Origin of the sequence: Snodgrassella sp. W6238H11, assembly GCF_016100525.1 — a bacterium.
Taxonomy (GTDB): Bacteria; Pseudomonadota; Gammaproteobacteria; order Burkholderiales; family Neisseriaceae; genus Snodgrassella; species Snodgrassella alvi.
The window spans coordinates 88091-110731 of sequence record NZ_JACFSH010000004.1; the positions used below are offsets into that span (position 1 = coordinate 88091).

General features: G+C 45.1%; 18 protein-coding genes. 12 read left to right on the top strand and 6 right to left on the bottom strand.

Annotated features, from left to right (window positions below; genetic code table 11):
- Positions 1-98: 98 nt before the first annotated feature.
- Positions 99-875, top strand: coding sequence for a DUF3304 domain-containing protein (locus H3V00_RS08430; protein ID WP_198207629.1), 777 nt, complete (start codon positions 99-101; stop codon positions 873-875).
- Between the two features lie 101 nt (positions 876-976).
- On the opposite strand, the gene H3V00_RS08435 is transcribed toward H3V00_RS08430, so the two are convergent.
- Positions 977-1207, bottom strand: coding sequence for a hypothetical protein (locus H3V00_RS08435; protein WP_198207627.1), 231 nt, complete (start codon positions 1205-1207; stop codon positions 977-979).
- Between the two features lie 57 nt (positions 1208-1264).
- On the opposite strand from H3V00_RS08435, the gene H3V00_RS08440 reads away from it, so the two are divergent.
- On the top strand, positions 1265-2047 hold the full coding sequence (locus H3V00_RS08440) for a DUF3304 domain-containing protein (RefSeq protein WP_198207625.1): 783 nt from the start codon (positions 1265-1267) through the stop codon (positions 2045-2047).
- A 487-nt stretch (positions 2048-2534) separates the two neighbouring features.
- On the opposite strand, the gene H3V00_RS08445 is transcribed toward H3V00_RS08440, so the two are convergent.
- Positions 2535-2963 carry a hypothetical protein gene (locus H3V00_RS08445; protein WP_198207623.1) on the bottom strand — a complete coding sequence of 143 codons (429 nt, stop codon included), beginning with the start codon at positions 2961-2963 and terminating at the stop codon, positions 2535-2537.
- Between the two features lie 419 nt (positions 2964-3382).
- On the opposite strand from H3V00_RS08445, the gene H3V00_RS11450 reads away from it, so the two are divergent.
- The 5 genes from H3V00_RS11450 (at position 3383) to H3V00_RS08465 (ending at position 10595) form a co-directional block, all read left to right on the top strand.
- The gene (locus H3V00_RS11450) at positions 3383-3541 is read left to right on the top strand and encodes a hypothetical protein (protein WP_180296330.1); all 159 of its coding nucleotides are present in this window, start codon (positions 3383-3385) and stop codon (positions 3539-3541) included.
- 262 nt (positions 3542-3803) lie between these two features.
- Complete coding sequence (locus H3V00_RS08450) at positions 3804-5495, top strand: glutamine--tRNA ligase/YqeY domain fusion protein (protein WP_198207622.1); 1692 nt, start codon at positions 3804-3806, stop codon at positions 5493-5495.
- A gap of 128 nt (positions 5496-5623) precedes the next feature.
- Entirely contained in the window at positions 5624-7780 is a 2157-nt protein-coding gene (gene yccS, locus H3V00_RS08455) for a YccS family putative transporter (RefSeq protein ID WP_198207620.1), read from the top strand.
- A gap of 191 nt (positions 7781-7971) precedes the next feature.
- Positions 7972-9537, top strand: a complete 1566-nt coding sequence (gene proP / locus H3V00_RS08460; RefSeq protein ID WP_084550064.1) for a glycine betaine/L-proline transporter ProP — start codon at positions 7972-7974, stop codon at positions 9535-9537.
- 110 nt (positions 9538-9647) lie between these two features.
- Complete coding sequence (locus tag H3V00_RS08465) at positions 9648-10595, top strand: hypothetical protein (protein WP_198207618.1); 948 nt, start codon at positions 9648-9650, stop codon at positions 10593-10595.
- 318 nt (positions 10596-10913) lie between these two features.
- Here H3V00_RS08465 and H3V00_RS08470 read toward each other — a convergent pair whose 3' ends face one another.
- The 4 genes from H3V00_RS08470 to tsaD are packed head-to-tail and all read right to left on the bottom strand — an operon-like array spanning position 10914 to position 14833.
- Positions 10914-11336 carry a DUF4124 domain-containing protein gene (locus H3V00_RS08470; protein ID WP_198190273.1) on the bottom strand — a complete coding sequence of 141 codons (423 nt, stop codon included), beginning with the start codon at positions 11334-11336 and terminating at the stop codon, positions 10914-10916.
- A gap of 20 nt (positions 11337-11356) precedes the next feature.
- Positions 11357-11842, bottom strand: coding sequence for a hypothetical protein (locus tag H3V00_RS08475; protein WP_025330034.1), 486 nt, complete (start codon positions 11840-11842; stop codon positions 11357-11359).
- A 24-nt stretch (positions 11843-11866) separates the two neighbouring features.
- On the bottom strand, positions 11867-13771 hold the full coding sequence (locus H3V00_RS08480) for an ATP-binding cassette domain-containing protein (protein WP_198207616.1): 1905 nt from the start codon (positions 13769-13771) through the stop codon (positions 11867-11869).
- A gap of 39 nt (positions 13772-13810) precedes the next feature.
- Entirely contained in the window at positions 13811-14833 is a 1023-nt protein-coding gene (tsaD, locus tag H3V00_RS08485; RefSeq protein WP_174829796.1) for a tRNA (adenosine(37)-N6)-threonylcarbamoyltransferase complex transferase subunit TsaD, read from the bottom strand.
- Positions 14834-15034: 201 nt separating this feature from the next.
- Between tsaD and queC the strand changes: the two genes are divergently transcribed.
- The 5 genes from queC to gltB all read left to right on the top strand — a co-directional run bounded on the left by queC (position 15035) and on the right by gltB (position 22604).
- Complete coding sequence (queC, locus tag H3V00_RS08490; protein ID WP_198207614.1) at positions 15035-15697, top strand: 7-cyano-7-deazaguanine synthase QueC; 663 nt, start codon at positions 15035-15037, stop codon at positions 15695-15697.
- A gap of 110 nt (positions 15698-15807) precedes the next feature.
- Positions 15808-16080 (top strand): YbeD family protein, encoded by a 273-nt coding sequence (locus tag H3V00_RS08495; protein WP_025330038.1) that lies wholly within the window; start codon positions 15808-15810, stop codon positions 16078-16080.
- The gene (gene lipB / locus H3V00_RS08500) at positions 16077-16721 is read left to right on the top strand and encodes a lipoyl(octanoyl) transferase LipB (protein WP_025330039.1); all 645 of its coding nucleotides are present in this window, start codon (positions 16077-16079) and stop codon (positions 16719-16721) included. Before H3V00_RS08495 ends, lipB begins: the two co-directional genes overlap by 4 nt.
- Positions 16718-17674 carry a lipoyl synthase gene (gene lipA / locus H3V00_RS08505; RefSeq protein ID WP_025330040.1) on the top strand — a complete coding sequence of 319 codons (957 nt, stop codon included), beginning with the start codon at positions 16718-16720 and terminating at the stop codon, positions 17672-17674. Before lipB ends, lipA begins: the two co-directional genes overlap by 4 nt.
- Positions 17675-18137: 463 nt before the next feature.
- Complete coding sequence (gene gltB, locus H3V00_RS08510) at positions 18138-22604, top strand: glutamate synthase large subunit (protein WP_198207612.1); 4467 nt, start codon at positions 18138-18140, stop codon at positions 22602-22604.
- Positions 22605-22641: the final 37 nt, after the last annotated feature.

Here is a 22641-nt window from a genome sequence, read left to right on the forward strand (position 1 = left end):
TACGATACTAACAATTCAATAAAGGGGATATAGAGATGCAATTATTAAATACACAATGCAGTAATCACAGCGTTTAACCCAAGAAGAGTGAGAATCAAATGTCTGCTAAAAAAATATTTACTGTAAGCCGTCTTATCCGGCTGAGTTTATTGCTGCTGTCGGCAACTGCCATAACATCCTGTGGCGGAGGTTTTGAACCCTTTGTGGGTGTTACTTCCGGCAAAAATAAATCCTATGCTGCGCCAGTAGAGGCATTGGAATACAACTATGAAAATGTACATGGAGGTTCGATTAATGGTGGTTGTATACCAATTACACCGGGTGTAGATGATTACGAAGTTGGTAAAAAACGTTATGGCGGCGGTTCTACCTGTGGAGCAGCCTATCTGCCGGCGAAATGGAAGCCAGGGATGACAGCAAAAATTTATTGGAATGTATTACCTTATCCGGGTTGGCATGCAAAAGTTCTTAATGTGCCTGGATTAAAATTTGATCAAAATGAAAAAAATGCAATAGAACAATATGATGAAGATCATTCTGCAGTCATACCATTACCACCCCCGCCGCCATCTGCAGGTGATGATTTTGGTAAGGTAGCAAATATCACAGTGCATTTTTTAGCTTGTAATCAAATATTTATAACTTATGGGACAATAGAAGAAGGTAGAAATACCCCGATGCATTACAAATTGTTTGCGAAAAGCCAGAAACTGTGCACCCCGCGCCCATCAATCAAATCCATGGCAGATTACCGGCGCAATAAAGCCAAGATGGATGCAATCAAGCAGGAGCGGGCAAATATTAAGCAAGTAATCCTGCCGGAATATATTAAAGAACTGGAGCAGCAGGGCAAGCTGCCGGTTAGCAGTAAGTAAGTTTTGCAGGCTAGCTGTGGTCGCCGGCTGACAATTTACCGATGCATGTAAGCTTGCGCCGGTAAGCCTGAACTGTTCTCTTTGCAAAAAAGCCGGCTGATTTAGCCATAGCCGGAATCTCCTGAAAATAACGCCATTGTTCCCATACGGGTGCAGTGGCGTTTTATTATCCGCAGTGCAAATACCGGTTCGACTAATAAAAAATTTCCGTTTCTGCGCCAGATATTGGTAATATCATTGCATAAAAACCGACAGATGTAAGCAGTACCGGCAACAGGGTGATAACAAAAACCGGAATAAAGGGGAAGGTGCAGATGCAGCGATGAAATCAATTATTAAATACCCAATGCAGTAATCACAGTGTTTAACCCAAGAAGAGTGAGAATCAAATGTCTGCTAAAAAAATATTCAGTGTAAGCCGTCTTATCCGGCTAAGTTTATTGCTGCTATCGGTAACCGCTATTACCTCCTGCGGCGGCGGGTTTGAACCTTTTGTTGGCGTTACTTCCGGTAAAAACAAATCCTATGCCGCGCCAGTAGAAGCATTGGAATACAATTATGAAGATCTGTCAGGAGGTTCAATCAATGGTGGTTGTATTCCAAAAACACCGGGCGTAGATGATTATGAGGTTGGTAAAAAACGCTATGGTGGTGGTGGTTCTTGTGGGGCAGCCTATCTGCCGGCGAAATGGAAGCCCGGTATGACAGCTCGTATTAACTGGCGAGTTCTACCTTATCCAGATTGGCGACCAAAAATATTGAATAAACCGGGCTTAGTTATAGATCGTGAAGAATCAGCTATTATGGATCAGTATGCTGAAAATTATTCAGCCGTAATACCTTTGCCTCCTCCACCAGCGTTTGCAGGTGATGATTTTGGCAAGGTAAGAAATATTACCGTTCATTTTTTAGCCTGTAACCAGATATTTATTGATTATGGTACCCGACAGGAAAATGCACCGGAAGTGGTAAAAAAACAATTTGAATTGTATGCTAAAAGCGAGAAACTATGCACGCCGCGCCCTATAGTAAAAACCATGGCAGATTACCGGCGTAATAAAGCCAAGATGGATGCAATTAAGCAGGAGCGGGCTAATATTAAGCAGGTAATCCTGCCGGAATATATTAAGGAACTGGAGCAGCAGGGCAAGCTGCCGGTTAGCAGTAAGTAAATTCTGCAGGTTTGGTGTGGTCGCCGGCTGACAATTTACCGGTGCAAGTAAGCTTGCGCCGGCAAGCCTGAACTGTTGTCTTTGCAAAAAAGCCGGCTGATTCAGCCATAGCCTGAATCTCCTGAAAATAACGCCATTGTTCCCATACGGGTGCAGTGGCGTTTTATTATCCGCAGTGAATATGGCAAATATCGTTTGAATAATAACAAATCTCCAGTTCCGTGCTGGTTATTGATAATATATTTGCATAAAATGCTGATGGATGTATTTAATTATTTTTAATAAAGCAATAAATATAAATAGGAATACAGACCAGTGGAAAAATAAATTAACAGCTAAATCCTGAATATAAAGATAAAACGTTCAGCTGTTAATTTTGCCGGATTGGTTAGATATGCCGATGGTTTTATTTGATATTATAAATTATTTTCTCTGTTATTATTCTCTCGCTAATAATACGGTATGTGACTATTAAAAATTTATTTGGTTAATGATGTTCTTGCCGGATTTTGTGCTCTTTGTTTCGGGATTGTGTACTGCTATTGCGGATTTTGATGGGAGCAGGTGTATTTTTGATACCGGAATTCGGTAAAGTGTGTGTGTTGGTGATGCTGGCATGTTTTAATCTGATAATATTTCTGACCGATGCAAAGATAATTAAAGCAATACATATTAATACGGAGAATCTGGCGCTTGTTTGCAGTGAGCTTATGCGGTTTTTTCTTCTTACGGTTTTATCAGGGTTGAAATAGTAATGATACAGGCGCAAAAGCAGGGAAGGGGTTGCGGTGCGTGCAGATGTCTGTGTTTCCGGGCTGATTTTCCCTTTGCTTTGGGGCTGTTTATCACTGCCTGTTTGTTGCCGGTTTATTTTTTTAAATTTATTCTGCCGGTTGAATTTGTTTACTCGTACCATGATTAATCCTTTGATATCAGTTGCTTCCTGCCGGATATTCGTGCTCTTAATGCCTGAATAACTATTTGCCGGTATTAAGACCTGCACTAAAGATGGTAACTGCGCAGGCTGTATGCCGGATTGTGTCTGGCACTAAACCGGAAGAAAGCATGTGTTGATAAAAATTTCGGGTTGTTGATTGTGCGGGTAAAGATGTGTGTATTTTTATTTGAATGAATTTTCAAATTTAATTCTGATAATTGTACATAAAAACTTTGTTTTGTAGTCTGATTATTATATGAAATAAATTAATGCTGATATTAATGTATGCATGGGTTTATGGCGGCTCAGTGATTTATTATGGCTTTTTGTAACTGGCTGATGTGATGGGGTTCGTTTCCGGAAGATGTTTTGCTGAAAATATGTTTACGGAATGAATTGTGTTGAAGGCGCAATGCCATTTTAACGGATGTGGTATTACAGCTTGTGTGTTGTATTCTGTGCTTTACGGCTGGCTGGATTTTTATGCTTTGAATATTAAGCATATTTTATTTGGTACGGGCAGTGTGCGTCTGACAGGTAGGTATTGTCGCTGTTGAGTCTGCCCGATGGCAGACAAAGGCAATTTGGGTTTTTCCGGTGATGGATGCTGAATTTAATTAATCGGTAAATTATTGTTTGTATTTCATCTGATTTGGTTTAGTATTTGCTTAATTATTACTAAACTGTTTAATTGATACGTTTTTGGTTAGTATAATTGTATATTGCTTATATAAATTGGGTATATAATTATTACCTTTTAGTTGGTGTTTTCAGGCGTTTTTATTCTGCAAAACACATTTGCACATATTCAGAAGAACTATGCTTAATAAAGATCAGTTTGCCGATAATCATTTTATACGCTCTATTATTGAGGAAGACCTGCAAAGCGGGAAATGCCGGCAGGTAATTACGCGTTTCCCTCCCGAACCTAATGGTTATCTGCATATCGGCCATGCTAAATCGATTTGCCTGAATTTTGGTCTGGCTTATATTTATGATGGTTTGTGTAATCTGCGCTTTGATGATACGAATCCTGAGAAAGAATCGGATGAGTATGTGCGCTCGATTAAGGAAGATGTGCAGTGGCTGGGTTTTCAGTGGCATGAGGAACGTTTTGCTTCAGATTATTTTGAACGTTTGTATGAGTATGCGCTGGAGCTGATTAAAGCAGGTAAGGCGTATGTGGATGATCTGGATGCTGAGGAAATGCGTCAGTATCGCGGTACGTTAACGGAGCCGGGTAAAAACAGCCCGTATCGTGAGCGTACGATAGAAGAAAATCTGGATTTGTTTGCCCGTATGCGCAATGGGGAGTTTCCGGACGGCAGTAAAACGCTGCGGCTGAAAATTGATATGGCTGCGGGCAATATTAATCTGCGTGATCCGGTAATCTACCGTATCCGCCGTGTGCATCATCATCGCACTGGTGATAAATGGGTTATTTATCCGATGTATGATTATACGCATGCGATTTCGGATGCGATTGAAAATATTACTCATTCGCTGTGTACGCTGGAATTTGAATCACACCGGCCGCTGTATGACTGGGTGGTGGAGAATATTACGATTGCGCATCAGCCGCATCAGTATGAATTTTCTCGGCTGGAACTGCTGTATTCGATTACTTCCAAACGCAAGCTGAATCAGCTGGTAGTGCAAGACCATGTGTCCGGCTGGGACGACCCGCGTATGCCAACTATTTCCGGTATGCGCCGCCGCGGTTATACGCCGGAAGGGCTGCGTCTGTTTGCCAAACGGGTAGGTATTTCCAAGAGCGAAAATGTGGTGGATATGAGTGTTCTGGAAGGTGCTATTCGTGAAGATCTGGAAAGTGTGGCACCTCGGATGATTGCGGTGCTCAATCCGATTAAAGTTGAGCTGATTAATTTTGATGAGGCGATAACGCAAAGCCGTGAAGCACCGTTTCATCCGCATCATCCGGAAATGGGCGAGCGTCTGATACCGCTGACGAAAACGATTTATATTGAAGCAGACGATTTTGCGCTGGAGCCGCCTAAAGGCTGGCAGCGTTTAACGCTGGGCGGTGAAGTGCGCCTGCGTTACAGCTATGTGATTAAGTGTGAGGAAGTGGTGCAGGATGCGTCCGGACGGGTGGTGTCGCTGAAATGCTCGATAGATCATGACACGCTGGCTTCTAAGCCACAGGGACGTAAGGTGAAAGGTGTTATTCACTGGCTGTCTACTGAACATGCTGTGCCGGCTAAGGTGCGGTTGTATGACCGGCTGTTTACTGTGGAACGTCCGGATGCGGTACGCGGTGATGATGGTCAGTATCGTGATTTTACTGAGTTTCTGAATCCGGCCTCGGTAACGGAAATTGATGCACTGGTGGAGCCGGTAGCAAATACGCTGGTACCGGAAACACGCTATCAGTTTGAGCGTCTGGGCTATTTTGTGACTGACCGCTATGACCATACTGCGGAAAATCCGGTATTTAACCGTACTGTAACTTTGCGTGATACCTGGCAGGCGCAGGCTGAGAAGAAATAATTGTGTCTGTATATGGAAAACCGGCTTTTTGAAGCCGGTTTTTTTATGCTGTAAATAATCTGTCCGGTTTATCCGGCAGCTTGCTAAAATGGGGCAGGTTGTGTTTTCTGGTCATTAGAGGCGATTTGATGCGAACAATTCCGGTACGTACAGGTTATCTGGCCAATTTACCGATGCTGCTCAGTATGATGCTGGCGGCACTGTGGGTATGGTATACGGGCAATACGGCAGAAAGTACGGCGCTGTTTCTGGGAATTATTGCCGGCGGGCTGGTGGATCTGGATGATGGATTTACCGGCCGTTTACGCAATCTGTTTTTTACGCTGATACATTTTTCTCTGGCTGCTACTGCGGTGCAGTGGACATTCGGGCATCCGCTGGCGTTTTCGCTGCTGATGGTGTGGGCGGCATTCAGTATGACGATGATGGGCGCTATTGATGTGCGATACCGTACGATTGCTTTTGGTACGCTGCTGGTGATGCTGTATACGGTGCTGACTTATTCGCCGCTTTTACCCTGGTATACCAATCCGGTTATGCTGGTTTGCGGTACCAGTTTGTTTAGTCTGTGTACGCTGGTGCTGCATCTGCTGTTTCCTAACCGGCCGGTGCAGGACAATCTGGCCGGCTCTTTTGCCAGATTGGCCGATTATATGCTGGTAAAAGCTCAGTTTTTTGACCCGGATGAGGTGGATTTGCTTGCAGAAAGGGAACTTGAGCTGGCAATGAAAAATACGGCGGTGATTAATGGTTTTAATCAGTGCCGTACTGCTTTGTTTTATCGTCTGCGCCGGCAGCACCGGCAGCGTAGTATTGGCATGCTGCTGCAATATTATCTGACTGCACAGAATATCCATGAACGTATCAGTTCGCGTCATGTTGATTATGCGGCACTGGCGCATAAGCTGGCACATTCTGATTTAATTTACCGTATTCAGCGCCTGATTGTGTTGCAGGCTCAGGCTTGCCGGCAGATGGGTGAATGCCTGCAGGAAGATAAGCCGTATGCATTTAATCTGATGCTTCAGCGTGCCGGTGAAGGTGTACAGCAGGCTGTGGCACGTTATTGTGCAGAACATGGCAGTGATGAGGATTTACCGGGTTTACAGCAGTTAACGGCTAATATTCTGGCGATTAATGAACAGCTGTTGTGGCTGGAACAGGTAAAGAATAACAGTAAAGAACAAAACATCGGTGATTTGCAGATTGCCGGGCTGGATGTTGACCGGATACGCGATATTCTGCCGGCGTTAAAAGCACATTTTACTTTTCAGTCGAATGTGTTGCGCCATGCTGTGCGTCTGGCCATTCTGACTGCTGTTACCTGTGTGGTGGTTGAAAGTTTCCATCTGAAAATGGGTTACTGGATTTTGCTGACCGGGGTTATTGTCTGTCAGCCGAATTATTCGGCAACAACAGCCAGGCTGAAACAAAGAATTGTGGGTACGCTGCTTGGGGTAGTAGTGGGTTCGGCATTGCCTTATTTTGTGCCTGCGCTGTCTGGCAGGCTGATAATTGTGGTGGTTAGTACGGTGCTGTTTTTTGCATTCAGGGTTCGCCGCTACAGTTTCTCCACGTTTTTTATTACGGTTCAGGTGCTGGTGGGTTTTGCGATTATCGGTATGGATACGCAGTCAGCCATGCTGTCACGCTTTACGGATACGATTCTTGGCTCTGTGCTGGCATGGTGTGCGGTATCGTATTTGTGGCCGGACTGGCGTTATCTGACGCTGGGGCGGATTGCCGGGCGCGCCTTAAGTAGTGATGGTGTCTATCTGCGACAGGTAGCGCAGCAGTTGCAGAACGGGCTAAGCGACGATGTTGTTTATCGCGCGGCGCGACGCAATGCACACGAGCTGGCGGTTACGCTGAGTAATACTGTAGCTGATATGTCGATGGAACCAAAACGTTACGGGCAACATCTGGCTGAGGGTAAAACCTTGCTGCAACTGAATTATGTATTGTTAAGCTGTATTTCTGCACTGGGTGCGATTCGTGCTCAGGTGGATCGCCTGCGTCCACAGCTGACGCCGGAACAGGTGCAATACTGGATGACGATTGCCGGCAGTCTGGCAGAATTGATGGAGCAGAAACCCGATTCCGCACTTTTTCAAACTAAGTGGGAGGCATTGGCAGAGCTGTTAAAAGTGAGCAGGCCGCTGCCGGATGATGATGTGGTTGAAAAGGTATTATGGCGGCAATTGCATCAGATTCATGTACAGCTGCCACTGTACAGGCAGGCTTTGCGGGCTGATGCCGGAGCAGGCAGGATAGCGGCTCAGTAATGCGGCAAACAGGCTGTGAAAGTGAATTAATAAACTATGAAAAATCGGGGTGGAATGAAATAATTGTAGCACAAGCGCTCTTTTATCGATTATGCTGTAGATAGTTTTCTTTAAAATTCAATTACAAAGCGTTTTTCAGACGCATGTTATAATTGAAATATCATTTAAATATTAATAATGAGAGGATTATCATGACAGCTGTTAATAAACAAAATGAGGCTTCTTCTCATGTTCCACCACTGATTCCTACTCAGAACGGAACGCTGGAATTACACGATATCACTATTGTTGACCAGAATAAGCTTAAAAAGGCCATTTCTGCCGCTGCACTGGGTAATGCCATGGAGTGGTTTGATTTTGGGGTATATGGTTTTGTGGCTTATGCGCTGGGACAGGTATTTTTTCCGTCTGCTTCGCCTAGTGTGCAGATAATCGCCGCATTGGGTACTTTTTCCGTACCATTTCTGGTGCGCCCGCTTGGTGGTGTATTTTTCGGGATTCTTGGCGATCGCTTCGGCCGGCAGAAAGTATTGTCGACTACCATTATTATTATGGCACTCAGTACTTTTTGTATCGGTCTGATTCCATCGTATAACAGTATTGGTATGTGGGCACCTGTGCTGTTGCTGTTGTGTAAGCTGGCTCAAGGGTTTTCTGTGGGCGGAGAATATACCGGAGCCGCTATTTTTGTCGCGGAATATTCACCCGACCGGCAGCGCGGGTTTCTGGGCAGTTTTCTGGATTTTGGTTCAATCTGCGGGTTTGTGCTTGGGGCAGGGCTGGTGGTATTGCTGGAAAATATTATGGGTTCGGCACATTTTCTCTCTTGGGGCTGGCGCATTCCGTTTTTTCTGGCTGCTCCTTTAGGTCTGCTGGGCTTGTATTTGCGCCATGCTGCGGAGGAAACTCCGGCTTTTCAGCAACATCTGGATATGATGGAAAAGGCCGAGCAGGAAGATGTTGGTAACCGGCCTCAGGTTTCGTTTAAGAAAATTGTGCAGCGTTTCTGGCCGACATTGCTGGTGAGTGTGGGGCTGGTGTTAACCACAAATATCACTTACTACATGCTGCTGACTTATATGCCCAGCTATCTATCGCATAATCTGCATTATGGTGAAGATCGCGGTGTGCTGATTATTATTGCAATTATGATTGGTATGATGTTTATGCAGCCGATTATTGGTTTTGTCAGCGATAAAATCGGACGCAAGCCATTTGTGATTGGCGGCTCAATTGCATTGCTGATTCTGGCTATTCCGTGTTTTCAGCTGATTACCAGTGGCAAAGTAGGGCTGATTTTTCTCGGGCTGTTTATTCTGGCGCTGATTCTGAATTCTTTTACCGGTGTTATGGCTTCTACGCTGCCGGCACTGTTTCCTACCCGTATCCGTTACAGTGCTCTGGCCAGTGCATTTAATATTGCGATTATTATTGCCGGTTTAACGCCGACTATTGCCGCTGCGCTGGTGGATGCTACTAATGATTTGTTTATTCCGGCTTATTATCTGATGCTGGTAGGAATTATCGGTATTGTTACCGGTATCTGCCTGAAAGAAACGGCCAACCGCCCGCTGCGCGGTGTGTCTCCTTCTGCTTCGAATAAGCAGGAAGCGCGTGAGCTGCTGGTGCAGACTTATCAGCATATTGAGCAGAGTGTGGATGATATTGATGCAGAAATTGCCCGCTTACAGGAGCAGATAGGTGAGCTGGAAAAGCGTAAGCAGCAATATATTGATTTACATCCGAAGCTGGAGTAAATAATAATTAAAAAGATGGAATAAAATCAAATCCACTAATGTTAACTTGTGTATGTTAATATTGGTGGATTTTTTGTTGATATAACATGATGATATGTAAAAATTTATTTATGGAAAAAATTAAAGAAATTACCCAATTGATACTAAATATATTCAAGATTATAAGTATTACATGCCCAGCTATTGGGATTATTATTTTTACTTTGTACTGTATGAAGATACATTTTTATCCTCCAGATGTACAAATTAGTGAAACATTAATATTTATATTAATAACTATAAGTTTTGGTATGATATATATATTAATTGTTGGTTTGCTATATGTTTCAAGTATAGCAATTTTCTTTTCTATTTATATGTTAATATTAGGATTTCCGTCTATTATTTATTATAAAGTAAAAGCTTATAAAATTAAAAATTATAAATTAAAAGGAATTCCGTCATTCATTATTATAATATTTATAATAGCTTATGGATTAATATCAGAAGTATTTATATTAGCATTTAGTATTGGATCGGATATTTTTAGTTTTAAAAAAATAGGTATAGTACAAATTCTAATGGTTATATTTTTTAGTTTTAAATTCTGTGCTGATAATAATATCTTTAAAAAATTAAAAAAAGCACGAACTCAAAAAATTGAAAAAGAAAAATCTGATAAAAATAAAAAAATTAAAAATATTATATTTTATATATTTTTATTGATACTAATTCCAATAGGAGCTGGTCTGTTTTCAACTAATTTATTTGAATTTCCTTTTAATATTTATGGCTTTAGACAAACTGATGTATCAATATTTATAGATAAAAATTATTTTAACTTAGTACAGCAAAAAAAAATAAATGGATTAAATTCGAAAAATTCTAAATCCAACTTCAAAATTACATGTAATGATGATTTTTGCGAATTAAAACATATAGATATTCTACTGACTAACGTTGGTTCTAAAACTTTAATTTTTATTCCGTCAATAGAGAATAAGACAAAAGGTTTATGTGTGGAGTTACCAAACAGTGCGATAAAATTAAATCTAAAGGATTATTCTCAAAGTAATTAAGTTAAAAATTTGAGAAAAGAATCATCAGACGTAGATTGATTAATCAGGAAATGAAAATCTTTTTGTACTGATAGTGATGATTATCTATTATTTAATCAATATTGATAGTAGTTTTAACAGATATTTGATCGATGCGTTGAGGCTGAGAATGATGTTATTACTTTATATCAGGAGTGTTTTTATATGGTTTATCTACGATTTATATTTGATAATACTGCCTGAATAATAGAGTTAATTCTCAGATATATACTTTTAATGAATCATTCAAGTTATTTACCGGCTAAAAAGTATTTTAAGCCGGTAAATTCTAAGCAAATTTTATTTGCCATTCAAAGCTTTATCCAAATCCTGCTGCCGGGATTTTACGGCATCTTCCAGACCTTTTATACGTTCCTGATAGCGCACGTAGTTGCGTTCATTTCCCATACGAATTTTTTTACCGTCTTCCAGTGCTTTTTTGGCATCGGCAAGGTTTTTACGGGCAGCAGAAATCGCGGCCTGATCAGGCTGGTTGCGGGCGGCTGAATCTGCATCTTTGGTATCAGGAGTAGCTACCGCAGGTTTGTAGGCAGAAGTGGTTGAGAAATTCCCGCCCAGATTGCTGACAGAATGGCAGTTTTTACCTTTCGGAACTTCGCTGTAACTGTGATTCCCCCGGCTGTCGGTGCATTCATATATCTGTGCCAGTGCAGAAGTGCTTATCAGCGTACACAATGTGGCAAGTATCAGGGATTTTCTCATGATTTATCCTTTATCTGGGTTTACATACGACCAAGTTCCCGCTGTATGGCCTGAATGTTCTGCTGCCGGTCAAGTACCGCACTTTGCAGTTCGGTAATATTACCGCCTTTACCGGTACGGCTGCGGTTCAGTGCCTGCTGTGCCTGAGCAAGAGCATTACGTTCATTGGTCAGCTCCTGCTGCAAAATGGCACGACGGGTATTGTCGCTGCCTTTGGGAACGATATTAACTGTGGGTTGCAGGCCGCTATAGGCTGTTGCTACCTTGGTTGCAGGCCGCGGGCGGCTGCGTATTGTGGCCGAAGCGCTACTGTTGCGGTAGCTGGGACGGCTGTCGCTGTAGCTACCGATAGCCGGTAAGTTGGCTACGGCACAATTACCCTTTAGTTTTGAGGTATAGACAACTTCGCCGTTTTCAAGACAGGTATACACTTTTGCAACGGCACTCTGTCCTATAAACAGGCCACTGGTAAATATTAGTATGGGAATGATTTTTTTGTATGTCATTATTGAGCCTTATACTGCAATAATTCAAGTAGTCTGGTTAATGTTTTCGACTTCTTGCTGCCATTCAAGCCATTTTTCTTCAGTCTGAGCTAATTTTACTTTGAGCTCGGCCAATTGGGTAAGGGTTTGTTGTAATTTTGTCTGATTTTCGTCAAGATATGCTTCTTCACTGGCAAGAAATGCTTCATGTTGTTTGCGTTGCTGCTGCCAGTTTCCCATATCCCGTTCGGCTTTTTCGATATTTTTCAATAACGGTTTAATCAGACGGGCACGCTGCTGACGTTGTTGTGCTTCAATGCGTTTCTGCTCTTTGCGATTGTGGTTATCACGCGAATCCTGCGGCTGTTCACCGTTATGCTGATCCTGAGTTAAACGCCACTGGCGGTAATTACTGAGGTCACCATCAAAGTGTTTCAGTTCGCCATCACTGAGATAAATTAAGGCATCAGTAGTGGATTCAAGCAGACTGCGGTCGTGAGAGACTACGATCAGTGCGCCTTTAAACGTCTGTAATGCTACAGTTAATGCATGGCGCATGTCCAGATCAAGATGGTTTGTGGGTTCGTCCAGTAGCAGCAGGTTTGGTTTTTGCCAGACTATCATTGCCAGTGCCAGACGGGCTTTTTCTCCACCGGAAAAGGGGGCGATTGGTTGTAAAGCCATATCTCCGATGAAGGCAAAGCTACCGAGGAAGTTGCGGATTTCCTGTTCGCGTACGGCCGGTGATAACTGCTGGATATGCCAGACCGGACTTTGGTCAGCACGCAGTGTTTCGAGCTGATGCTGGGCGAAATAGCCGATTTTGAGTTTTTCGGCACGGATAATCTGGCCGCTTAGTGGTTTCAGGCTGCCGGAAATGGCTTTGATAAGGGTGGATTTACCGCTGCCGTTTACCCCGAGCAGACCATAACGTGCTCCGGATTCAACTGAAAGGCCGATATCGTGCAGAACGGTTTTGTCACCATAGCCAAGGCTGATGTGTTCCAGTTTCAGCAGCGGATTGGGCAGATGGTCAGGCTGCGCAAACTGAAACGAAAACTCACTGTCCAGATGTGCCGGGGCAATGCGTTCAAGCCGTGCCAGTGCTTTGATTCGGCTTTGTGCCTGTACTGCCTTGGTGGCTTTGGCTTTAAAGCGGTCGATAAAGGATTGCAGGTGCTGAATATGAGCCTGCTGTTTAAGATAGGCAGCCTGCTGCTGAGTCAGCCGCTGTGCACGTTCCTGCTGATAAAAATCATAGTTGCCGCCGTAGAGGATAAGCTGCTGTTGTGTCAGTTCAACTGTCTGAGTGGTGGTGGCATTCAGAAAATCACGGTCATGCGAAATGATTATCTGGGTGGTATCCAGACCGGCCAGATGCTGTTCCAGCCACAATACTGTTTCCAGATCCAGATGGTTGGTAGGTTCATCCAGCAGGAGTAAATCCGTACGGCACATCAGTGCCTGAGCCAGATTCAGGCGCATACGCCAGCCGCCGCTGAATGATTTTACCGGTTGCTGCTGTTCCTGCTGTGAGAAGCCAAGACCGTTGAGCAGTTTGGCTGCACGTGCCGGTGCACTGTAGGCGCCGATTTCATCCAGCCTTGCATGATATTCTGCCTGTTTGAAGCCGTCGTCGTCATCTTCGGCCTGTTGCAGTAGCTGTTGCAGTTGCTGCAATTCGCTGTCGCCCTGCAAAACATAGTCCAGCGCGGGTATATCCAGTGCCGGTGTTTCCTGTTTGACAGTGGCCAGTTGCCAGTGTTTGGGTAAACGGATATCACCGCTGTCATGGCTGATTTTACCTTCAATCAGAGCGAACAGGCTGGATTTGCCGGTGCCGTTTTTACCAATCAGGCCGATACGCTGACCCGGATAGATGGTCAGGCTGGCATTATTTAAAAGTTGTTTATTACCACGTTGTAAACTAAGGTTTTTAATTTCAATCATATTAATCTGTGCGGTTAACCGTGCTGAGGGTGCACGGTATTACTGAACAATCTGGCTGAGCGGCCAGCGCGGTTTTACATTAAAACCGGCAGCAGGCTGTGCGTTGCTCAGGTGCATGGCACCGGCAAAAGCAATCATGGCGCCATTATCTGTGCAGTAGGCCATTGGCGGAAAGAATGTTTGTATTCCCGGCAAGTTGCTGAGGCTCTGGCGTAACTGCCAGTTTGCGCCGACACCGCCGGCAACAACCAGCTGCTGATAACCGGTTTGTTTTAATGCCTGTCTGGCTTTGCTGGTGAGTACATCTACTACAGCGTTCTGAAATTCACGGCAAATATCATTGCGAATTTGCTCCGGAAGCTGTTCTTTACAGCCTGTTTCTGTGCGGATTTTGTTTACTGCGGTTAATACTGCGGTTTTTAAACCGGAAAAACTCATGTTTAAGTCGTGTGAATGCAGCATGGGGCGGGGAAAATGCAGGCTGCCCGGTTGTCCCAGTCTGGCCAGTTCTGACAGTCTGGCACCGCCGGGATAAGGCAGACCAAGCAGTTTGGCGGTTTTATCGAAAGCTTCTCCGGCAGCGTCATCGATGCTTTCCCCTAGAAGGGTATAGTCGCCAATCCCTTTTACGGCCATAAACTGGGTATGGCCGCCGGAAACCAGTAAGGCGACGAAGGGAAAGACAGGTTTGTCTTCGCTCAGTAATGGCGAGAGCATGTGTCCTTCAAGGTGATGTACCGGAATAACCGGTTTGTTCAGGGCGAATGCCAGTGCATTGGCAAAGCTGGCACCGGCCAAAAGTGCACCGCCCAGACCTGGTCCCTGTGTGTAGGCAATAGCGTCGATATCACTGTATGTTTTATCTGCCTCTTGCAGACAGGCCTGAGTAAGCGGTGTCAGCCGGCGGATGTGATCGCGGCTGGCCAGTTCAGGCACGACACCGCCATATTCTGCATGCATGGCAATTTGTGTATGCAGTTGATGAGCCAGCAGACCGCGCGTGCTGTCGTACAGGGCGACGCCGGTTTCATCACAAGAAGATTCTATTCCCAGTACCAACATGTTTGTGTATTTGAAATATCAGCAATAAAGCCGGTTATTTTACCTGTTTTACACGCTTTCGTGACCAAACTGTCAGTATAAGAGGGCAAATGTTTTATAATTTGTAATAAATGACTGCGTGGTTCGCAAACCTCCCACGTCAGGCGGCCGGAAAGAGGGCTTTCCGGCTGGTTCTGAAATCAAAACTAAGGAATCTGGATAATGAAACAATATTCTAAGGCTCTGGTAATTTTTTCCGGCGGTCAGGACTCAACTACCTGTCTGTTGCAGGCCATTGCTGCTTACGGGCGTGAGAATGTGCAGACGATTACGTTTCAGTATGGTCAGCGTCATGCGATTGAGCTGGAAAAAGCACGCTGGATTGCACAGGATCAGGGTGTGGCACAGACAGTAATGGATTTGTCGTTGTTGCAAAGTATTACCCATAATGCGCTGATGGATAAACAGCAGACGATTGAGGCACCGGCTGAAGGGTTGCCCAATACTTTTGTCGACGGACGGAATGCGCTGTTTTTGCTGTATGCGGCCATTTTTGCTAAGGGGCAGGGTATTCATGATGTTATTGCCGGTGTCTGTGAAACAGATTTTTCCGGCTATCCTGATTGCCGTAATGTGTTTGTCCAGTCTATGAATGTAACGCTGAATCTGGCTATGGATTATGAATTCAGGCTGATAACGCCGCTGATGTATCTGGATAAGGCGCAAACATGGGCATTGGCGGATGAGCTGGGCTATCTGGACTATGTACGGAAACACACACATACCTGTTATGATGGTATAGAGGGCGGTTGTGGTAAATGCCCGAGCTGTGTGTTGCGCGAACGGGGATTACAGGCCTATCTGGCACAAAAAACAGGTGTTTAGTCTGGCTGTACAGCTGTTCTTAGCTTTGGATTAAAAAAATTTACGTGAATAAGCCTGTTTTGCATGGGATTTACATGGTACAAACGTGAGCAGACAGGAAAGGTACAGAAATGAGTGATAATCTGAAAACCAGTATTATTGAATTTCCGCTGGATTTCCCGATTAAGGTAATGGGTGCACAGCATCCGGAATTTGAGGCTAAAGTGCTGGAGGTGGTGCAGCAGCATGCACCGGATACAGCGGCAGAAAATATTAATACCCGTCCGAGCAGTAAGGGTAATTATATTAGTGCAACGGTGGTGGTTCGTGCTGAAAATCAGGAACAGCTGGATAATATTTATCGTGCTTTAAGCAGCCATCCGATGGTGAAAGTTGTACTATGAAAGTGGTGCAGCTGGGTTTACGCTCCTATCAGCCGGTTTTTGCGGCTATGCAGGAATTTACTGCACAGCGTACGGCTGATACTGAAGATGAATTGTGGGTAGTTGAACATCCGCCGGTTTTTACTCAGGGTATGGCTGGTAAGCCCGAACATATTCTGGTGCATGATGATATTGAGGTAGTGCAGATTGACCGTGGCGGACAGGTCACTTATCACGGTCCGGGGCAGCTGGTGGTATATACGCTGATTGATTTCAAGCGCCGGCATATTACTGTGCGTGAGCTGGTCAGCCGGCTGGAAAACAGTATTATTGCTACGCTGGCTGATTACGGAATTACAGCGGTGAATGATCCGAAACGTCCCGGTGTTTATGTGAACGGGCAGAAAATTGCTTCGCTTGGTCTGCGTATTAAACAAGGCGCGGTGTATCATGGGCTGGCACTGAATGTGAATATGGATCTGACTCCGTTTACACATATTAATCCGTGCGGTTATGCCGGTTTGCATATGACCCAGATAGCGGATTTTGTTAAGCCCTGCCCTGAGCTGGCCGATGTGGCTGAGCGTTTAACCGGCTACCTGACTTTAGAATTGAATGCACCTCCGCCTGAGCGGAAATCTACACAGAAAGTTGTACTATGAATCAAGATAACAGCCAAGGGGTAAAACATAAAGGTGCGGAAAAAACTGCGCGCATTCCGATTAAGGTTGTGCCGCTGGAAGAAAAACTGAAAAAGCCGGAATGGATACGGGCACGGCTGCCAAGCAGTCAGAAGTTTTTTGAAATTAAAAGCATTGTGCGTGAGCAGAAGCTGCATACGGTATGCGAAGAAGCCAGCTGCCCGAATATTGGAGAATGTTTCAGCAAGGGTACGGCAACATTTATGATTATGGGTGATATCTGCACCCGCCGCTGTCCGTTCTGTGATGTGGGACATGGCCGTCCTAATCCGCTTGATCCGCAGGAACCAAAGCATCTGGCTGCTTCAGTGAAAGCAATGAATTTACGTTATGTGGTGATTACTTCGGTTGACCGTGATGATTTACGCGATGGCGGGGCACAGCATTTTGCTGACTGCATTACTGCCATTCGCGAGTCCAGCCCGCATACACAGATTGAGGTGCTGGTGCCTGATTTTCGCGGCCGTCTGGATACTGCACTGGATATTCTGGCACAGACACCGCCGGATGTACTGAATCACAATCTGGAAACCGCACCGCGTCTGTATAAGCAGGCTCGTCCCGGAGCTGATTATCAGCATTCACTGAAACTGCTGAAACAGTACAAGGCATTAAGGCCGGAAGTGGCAACCAAATCCGGTCTGATGGTAGGGCTGGGAGAGAGTGATGAGGAAATTCTGGAAGTTATGCAGGATTTACGTGCTCATGATGTGGAAATGATTACTATCGGCCAGTATTTACAGCCAAGTAACAGCCATTTGCCGGTATTGCGTTATGTTACGCCGCAGCAGTTTAAGGAGTTTGAAAAGCGTGCTTACGAGATGGGCTTTAAGCATGGTGCCATTGGTGCCATGGTACGCTCCAGTTATCATGCTGATGTTCAGGCTGAACATGCGGGTGTCGTTAATGAGTAATATTTATCGGGGAGATGCCGGCATCTCCTTTTTTATTCATTACAGCACAGCCGAAAAGTATAAAAACAGAATGCGCCTGTTTTTTTATATTTAAAGCCGGAAATAATTAAATCAGATAATTTTATATTGTTGAATTAGAATAATAATTGATTATTATTCTCAATTAAAATAATTTGCCAATAGCATAATTTGTGCTTTTGGCAATTTTTTTAGCCTTTTAGACAGTTATTATTAATTATCTCTAAATTGGTGAAAAATAGCAGATATTGTACTCAATTCCATTTTTATATGCAGTAAAACGGATTATCGTAGTGATTTAATCTAAATTTAAATGAAATCACAGAGTTTTTTTTGCGGTGCCGGAGAAAAAAGGTTTTGACGCTTATAGGTAAATTTTTGTATGTTTGTTACCTTGTCTAATTAATTTGTGCTTTGCAGTTAGTGCAGCAAATGAGGTTTCCCGATGTCCAGCTTATATGACCACTCTCTGGTAAAAGAAAACTGCGGTTTTGGATTGATTGCCAATATTGAAGGCGAAGCCAGCCACAAGGTGGTGCGTACCGCAATTCTTGGGCTGTCACGCATGCAGCATCGCGGTGCGATTTTATCGGATGGCAAAACAGGTGATGGTTGTGGCCTGTTACTGCAAATGCCGAAAAAATTCTTTCAGGCTGTTGCCGAAGAAGAAGGAATTACGCTGGCCAAAAATTTTGCCGTAGGGATGATTTTCTTTCCCCGTGATGAGGCTTTGCTAGAAGAATATAAAGCAATAATTGAGGAAGAACTGACCCGTGAAACGCTGAATATTTCATTCTGGCGGCCTGTTCCCACCAATCCGAAAATGCTTGGTTCCATTGCTCTGGCGGATATGCCGTATATTCAGCAGGTGTTTGTTAATGCGCCTGCCGGCTGGCTGCCGCGTGATTTGGAACGGCGGCTGTTTATGACCCGCCGGCGTGTTGAAAAACGGATTAATCATCGTGATTTTTATATTTGCAGCTTATCCAATCAGACGATGATTTATAAAGGGCTGTGTATGCCCAAGGATTTGCCGCGGTTTTATCCTGATCTGGCTGATTTGCGCATGCAAAGTGCTATTTGTCTGTTTCACCAGCGCTTTTCAACCAATACATTGCCACGCTGGCAGCTGGCACAGCCATTCCGTTATCTGGCACACAATGGTGAAATTAATACTATTTCAGGGAATCGTGCCTGGGCGCGCGCACGCTCGTATAAATACCATACTCCGCTGATTCCCGATTTGCAGACTGCTGCGCCGTTTGTAAATGAAACCGGTTCGGATTCCAGTTCTCTGGACAATATGCTGGAGCTGTTTGTGAACGGCGGTATGGATTTGTTCCGGGCTATGCGTCTGCTGGTACCGCCGGCATGGCAGCACAATCCGGATATGGATGAGGATTTGCGTGCATTTTACGATTTTAATTCCATGCATATGGAACCATGGGACGGCCCGGCCGGTATTGTACTGAGTGACGGCCGCTATGCGGCCTGTACGCTGGACAGAAATGGTTTACGGCCGGCGCGCTATGTTATTACTCAGGATAAACTGATTACGATTGCTTCTGAAGTGGGCATCTGGGATTACGCACCGGATGAAGTACTGGAAAAAGGCCGTGTCGGACCGGGTGAGTTGCTGGTGATTGATACGCGTGAAGGCCGGCTGATGCATTCAGCGGATATCAATACTGAGCTGAAAACCCGGCATCCGTATAAAGAATGGCTGGATAAAAATGTATTATCGCTGATTCCATTTGAAAAACTGCCGGATGAAGAGGCCGGTACCTCCAGTTTGTCAGCAGACCAGTTGCTGGTTTACCAGAAACTGTTCGGTTATGACATGGAAGAGCTGGAAAATGTGGTGCGGATACTGGGAGAAAACGGACAGGAACCGGTAGGATCAATGGGTGACGATACGCCATTTGCGGTGTTGTCACAACGTCCGCGGGTACTGTACGACTATTTCCGTCAGTATTTTGCTCAGGTAACCAATCCGCCGATTGACCCCTTGCGCGAAAAACATGTGATGAGCCTGAATACTTGTATCGGGCGCGAAATGAGTGTGTTTTTTGAAGCTGAGGGAATGTCACATCGGGTGAATTTTAAATCGCCGGTATTGCTGTACTCTGATATGCAGCAGTTATTGCAGTTATCAGCTGAGCATTATCAGCATCATCATCTGGATGCTGTCTATAACCCGAATGAAACCAGTTTGCAGGAAGCGCTGGTACATTTATGCGATGAAGCTGTGGCTGCTGTCAGAAACGGTGCTGTTCTGCTAGTGATATCAGACCGCAATGTCAGCCGGAATGCTATTGCTATTCCTGCTGTTTTCAGTGTCGGTGCTATTCAGCAGCGTCTGGTCGAAACCAATTTGCGCTGTGATGCCAATATTATTGTTGAAACTGCCTCGGCACGTAATCCGCACCATTTTGCGGTACTGATTGGTCTGGGTGCCACGGCAGTGTATCCGTATCTGGCGTATGAAAGTCTGGCCAGAATGGTTAGCATTGGTGCAATTACCAAACCATTACGGCAGGTAATGCTGAATTTCCGCAATGGTATTAATAAGGGACTGTATAAAATCATCTCCAAAATGGGTATTTCAACGATTTCTTCCTATCGTTGTGCCTGTTTGTTCGAAGCTGTGGGCTTTCATCACGAAGTGATGCAGTTATGCTTTAAGAATATGATTAACCGGATTGAAGGTGCAACATTTGCCCAGCTGGATGATGAGCTCAGATGGCTTCACAAGCGGGCATGGCAGAAAAGCCGCGGACTGGAAATCGGCGGTTATCTGAAATACAAGCCGCAGGGTGAATATCATGCCTATAATCCTGAGGTGGTGAATACATTGCAGGCGGCCATAAATACCGGAGACTATAGCCGTTACCGTTGCTATGCAGATGCAGTTAACCACCGTCCGCCTGCTATGTTGCGAGATTTGCTGCGTCTGAAAACTGATAATGCAACGCCGGTTAAACTGGAACAAGTAGAAGCAGCAGAAAATCTGTATAAGCGCTTTGACAGTGCGGCAATGTCTATCGGTGCACTGAGTCCGGAAGCGCATGAAGCGCTGGCTACTGCGATGAACCGTCTGGGCGGTTTCTCCAATTCAGGAGAGGGTGGCGAAGATCCGAACCGCTACGGCACTGAACGGGTATCACGGATTAAACAGGTGGCTTCCGGCCGTTTTGGTGTAACACCGGCTTATCTGATGAGTGCTGATGTTATTCAGATTAAAGTGGCACAGGGTGCCAAGCCGGGCGAAGGTGGTCAGTTACCCGGGGATAAGGTGACTCCGTATATTGCTCAGCTGCGCTTTGCCGTACCCGGGTCTACGCTGATTTCGCCGCCACCGCATCATGATATTTATTCAATTGAAGATTTGGCACAGCTGATTTTTGACTTGAAACAGATTAATCCGCGTGCGTTGATTTCAGTTAAGCTGGTGTCTTTACCGGGTGTGGGGACGATTGCTACCGGTGTGGCTAAGGCATATGCGGATCTGATTACTATTTCCGGCTATGACGGCGGTACCGGTGCCAGTCCGATAACCAGTGTGAAATATGCCGGCAGCCCGTGGGAACTGGGTCTGGCTGAAACTCAGCAGGCTCTGGTAGAAAATAATCTGCGCCATAAAGTGCGCTTACAGGTTGACGGTGGTCTGAAAACCGGGCTGGATATTGTGAAGGCAGCTATTCTGGGGGCTGAAAGTTTTGGTTTTGGTACCGGACCGATGATTGCACTGGGCTGCCGCTATCTGCGCATTTGCCATCTGAATAACTGCGCTACCGGTGTGGCGACACAGGATGATACTTTGCGCCATGAACATTTCCACGGCCTGCCTGAGAAAGCAATGAATTATTTCAAATTCATCGCACAGGATGTACGCGAAATTATGGCGCAGCTCGGTGTAACTCAGTTAACGGATTTAATCGGCCGTACTGAGTTACTGGAAATTGTTTCCGGAATTACGCCTAAACAAGGTACGCTGGATTTGAGCAAGCTGCTGTATTCCCCGAAAGTACCGGATGGCAGCTCACGCTACTGTACCCAGACCAATCCTCCGTTTGATCCGGGACGCCTTAACCGTACCATCATGGAGGATATTGGCGATGAGATACAAAGCGGTGAGGATGTTGAATTAAATTATGATATTAATAATACCGACCGTTCAGTAGGTGCCTCATTATCCGGCCGGATTGCAGAAACTTACGGTAATCGCGGTCACGTGCCTCAGCGTTTTGATATTTATTTGACCGGAACAGCCGGACAAAGTTTTGGCGTATGGCTGGCCGGAACAGTAAATTTATATCTCACCGGGGATGCCAACGATTATGTGGGTAAAGGTATGGCTGGCGGCAAAATTGTGATTCATCCGCACGGTGGCACAGCTTTCCGTCCTGAAGACACGACAATTATCGGCAATACCTGTCTGTATGGTGCTACCGGTGGCAAGCTTTTTGCTTCCGGTAAGGCCGGAGAGCGTTTTGCTGTGCGCAATTCCGGCGCTACGGTGGTCGTAGAAGGCATTGGTGACAATGGCTGTGAATATATGACTGGTGGTGTGGTATGCGTACTCGGTAAAACCGGAATTAATTTTGGTGCTGGTATGACCGGTGGCTTTGCCTATGTACTGGATGTAGACGGCTGCTTTAAACAGCGGATTAATCCGGAGCTGGTGGAAGGACTAGATATCAGCGAATTAACTATGCATCAGGAAAATCTGCGCGGGTTAATTGCCGAGCATGTAGAGAATACCCACAGTCCGTTAGGAGAGCGCATTCTGGCAGAATGGGATAATTATGTCAGCCGTTTTGTGCTGGTTAAACCGAAAGCCAATGATGTGGATGCGTTACTGGGACATAAGCCGCGTACAGTTACAGAACTGCGTGCAGTGACCCAGTAAGCCCGCCGGATAATGCAGAAATAATTAGAAATATTGC

Coding starts and splice junctions, on each gene's coding strand:
- proP (WP_084550064.1), top strand. CDS start 7,972: ATGACAGCTGTTAATAAACAAAATGAGGCTTCTTCTCATGTTCCACCA.
- H3V00_RS08465 (WP_198207618.1), top strand. CDS start 9,648: ATGGAAAAAATTAAAGAAATTACCCAATTGATACTAAATATATTCAAG.
- queC (WP_198207614.1), top strand. CDS start 15,035: ATGAAACAATATTCTAAGGCTCTGGTAATTTTTTCCGGCGGTCAGGAC.
- H3V00_RS08440 (WP_198207625.1), top strand. CDS start 1,265: ATGTCTGCTAAAAAAATATTCAGTGTAAGCCGTCTTATCCGGCTAAGT.
- lipA (WP_025330040.1), top strand. CDS start 16,718: ATGAATCAAGATAACAGCCAAGGGGTAAAACATAAAGGTGCGGAAAAA.
- H3V00_RS08445 (WP_198207623.1), bottom strand. CDS start 2,963: ATGGTACGAGTAAACAAATTCAACCGGCAGAATAAATTTAAAAAAATA.
- H3V00_RS08480 (WP_198207616.1), bottom strand. CDS start 13,771: ATGATTGAAATTAAAAACCTTAGTTTACAACGTGGTAATAAACAACTT.
- H3V00_RS08475 (WP_025330034.1), bottom strand. CDS start 11,842: ATGACATACAAAAAAATCATTCCCATACTAATATTTACCAGTGGCCTG.
- H3V00_RS08430 (WP_198207629.1), top strand. CDS start 99: ATGTCTGCTAAAAAAATATTTACTGTAAGCCGTCTTATCCGGCTGAGT.
- H3V00_RS08495 (WP_025330038.1), top strand. CDS start 15,808: ATGAGTGATAATCTGAAAACCAGTATTATTGAATTTCCGCTGGATTTC.
- H3V00_RS08450 (WP_198207622.1), top strand. CDS start 3,804: ATGCTTAATAAAGATCAGTTTGCCGATAATCATTTTATACGCTCTATT.
- tsaD (WP_174829796.1), bottom strand. CDS start 14,833: ATGTTGGTACTGGGAATAGAATCTTCTTGTGATGAAACCGGCGTCGCC.
- gltB (WP_198207612.1), top strand. CDS start 18,138: ATGTCCAGCTTATATGACCACTCTCTGGTAAAAGAAAACTGCGGTTTT.
- H3V00_RS08470 (WP_198190273.1), bottom strand. CDS start 11,336: ATGAGAAAATCCCTGATACTTGCCACATTGTGTACGCTGATAAGCACT.
- lipB (WP_025330039.1), top strand. CDS start 16,077: ATGAAAGTGGTGCAGCTGGGTTTACGCTCCTATCAGCCGGTTTTTGCG.
- yccS (WP_198207620.1), top strand. CDS start 5,624: ATGCGAACAATTCCGGTACGTACAGGTTATCTGGCCAATTTACCGATG.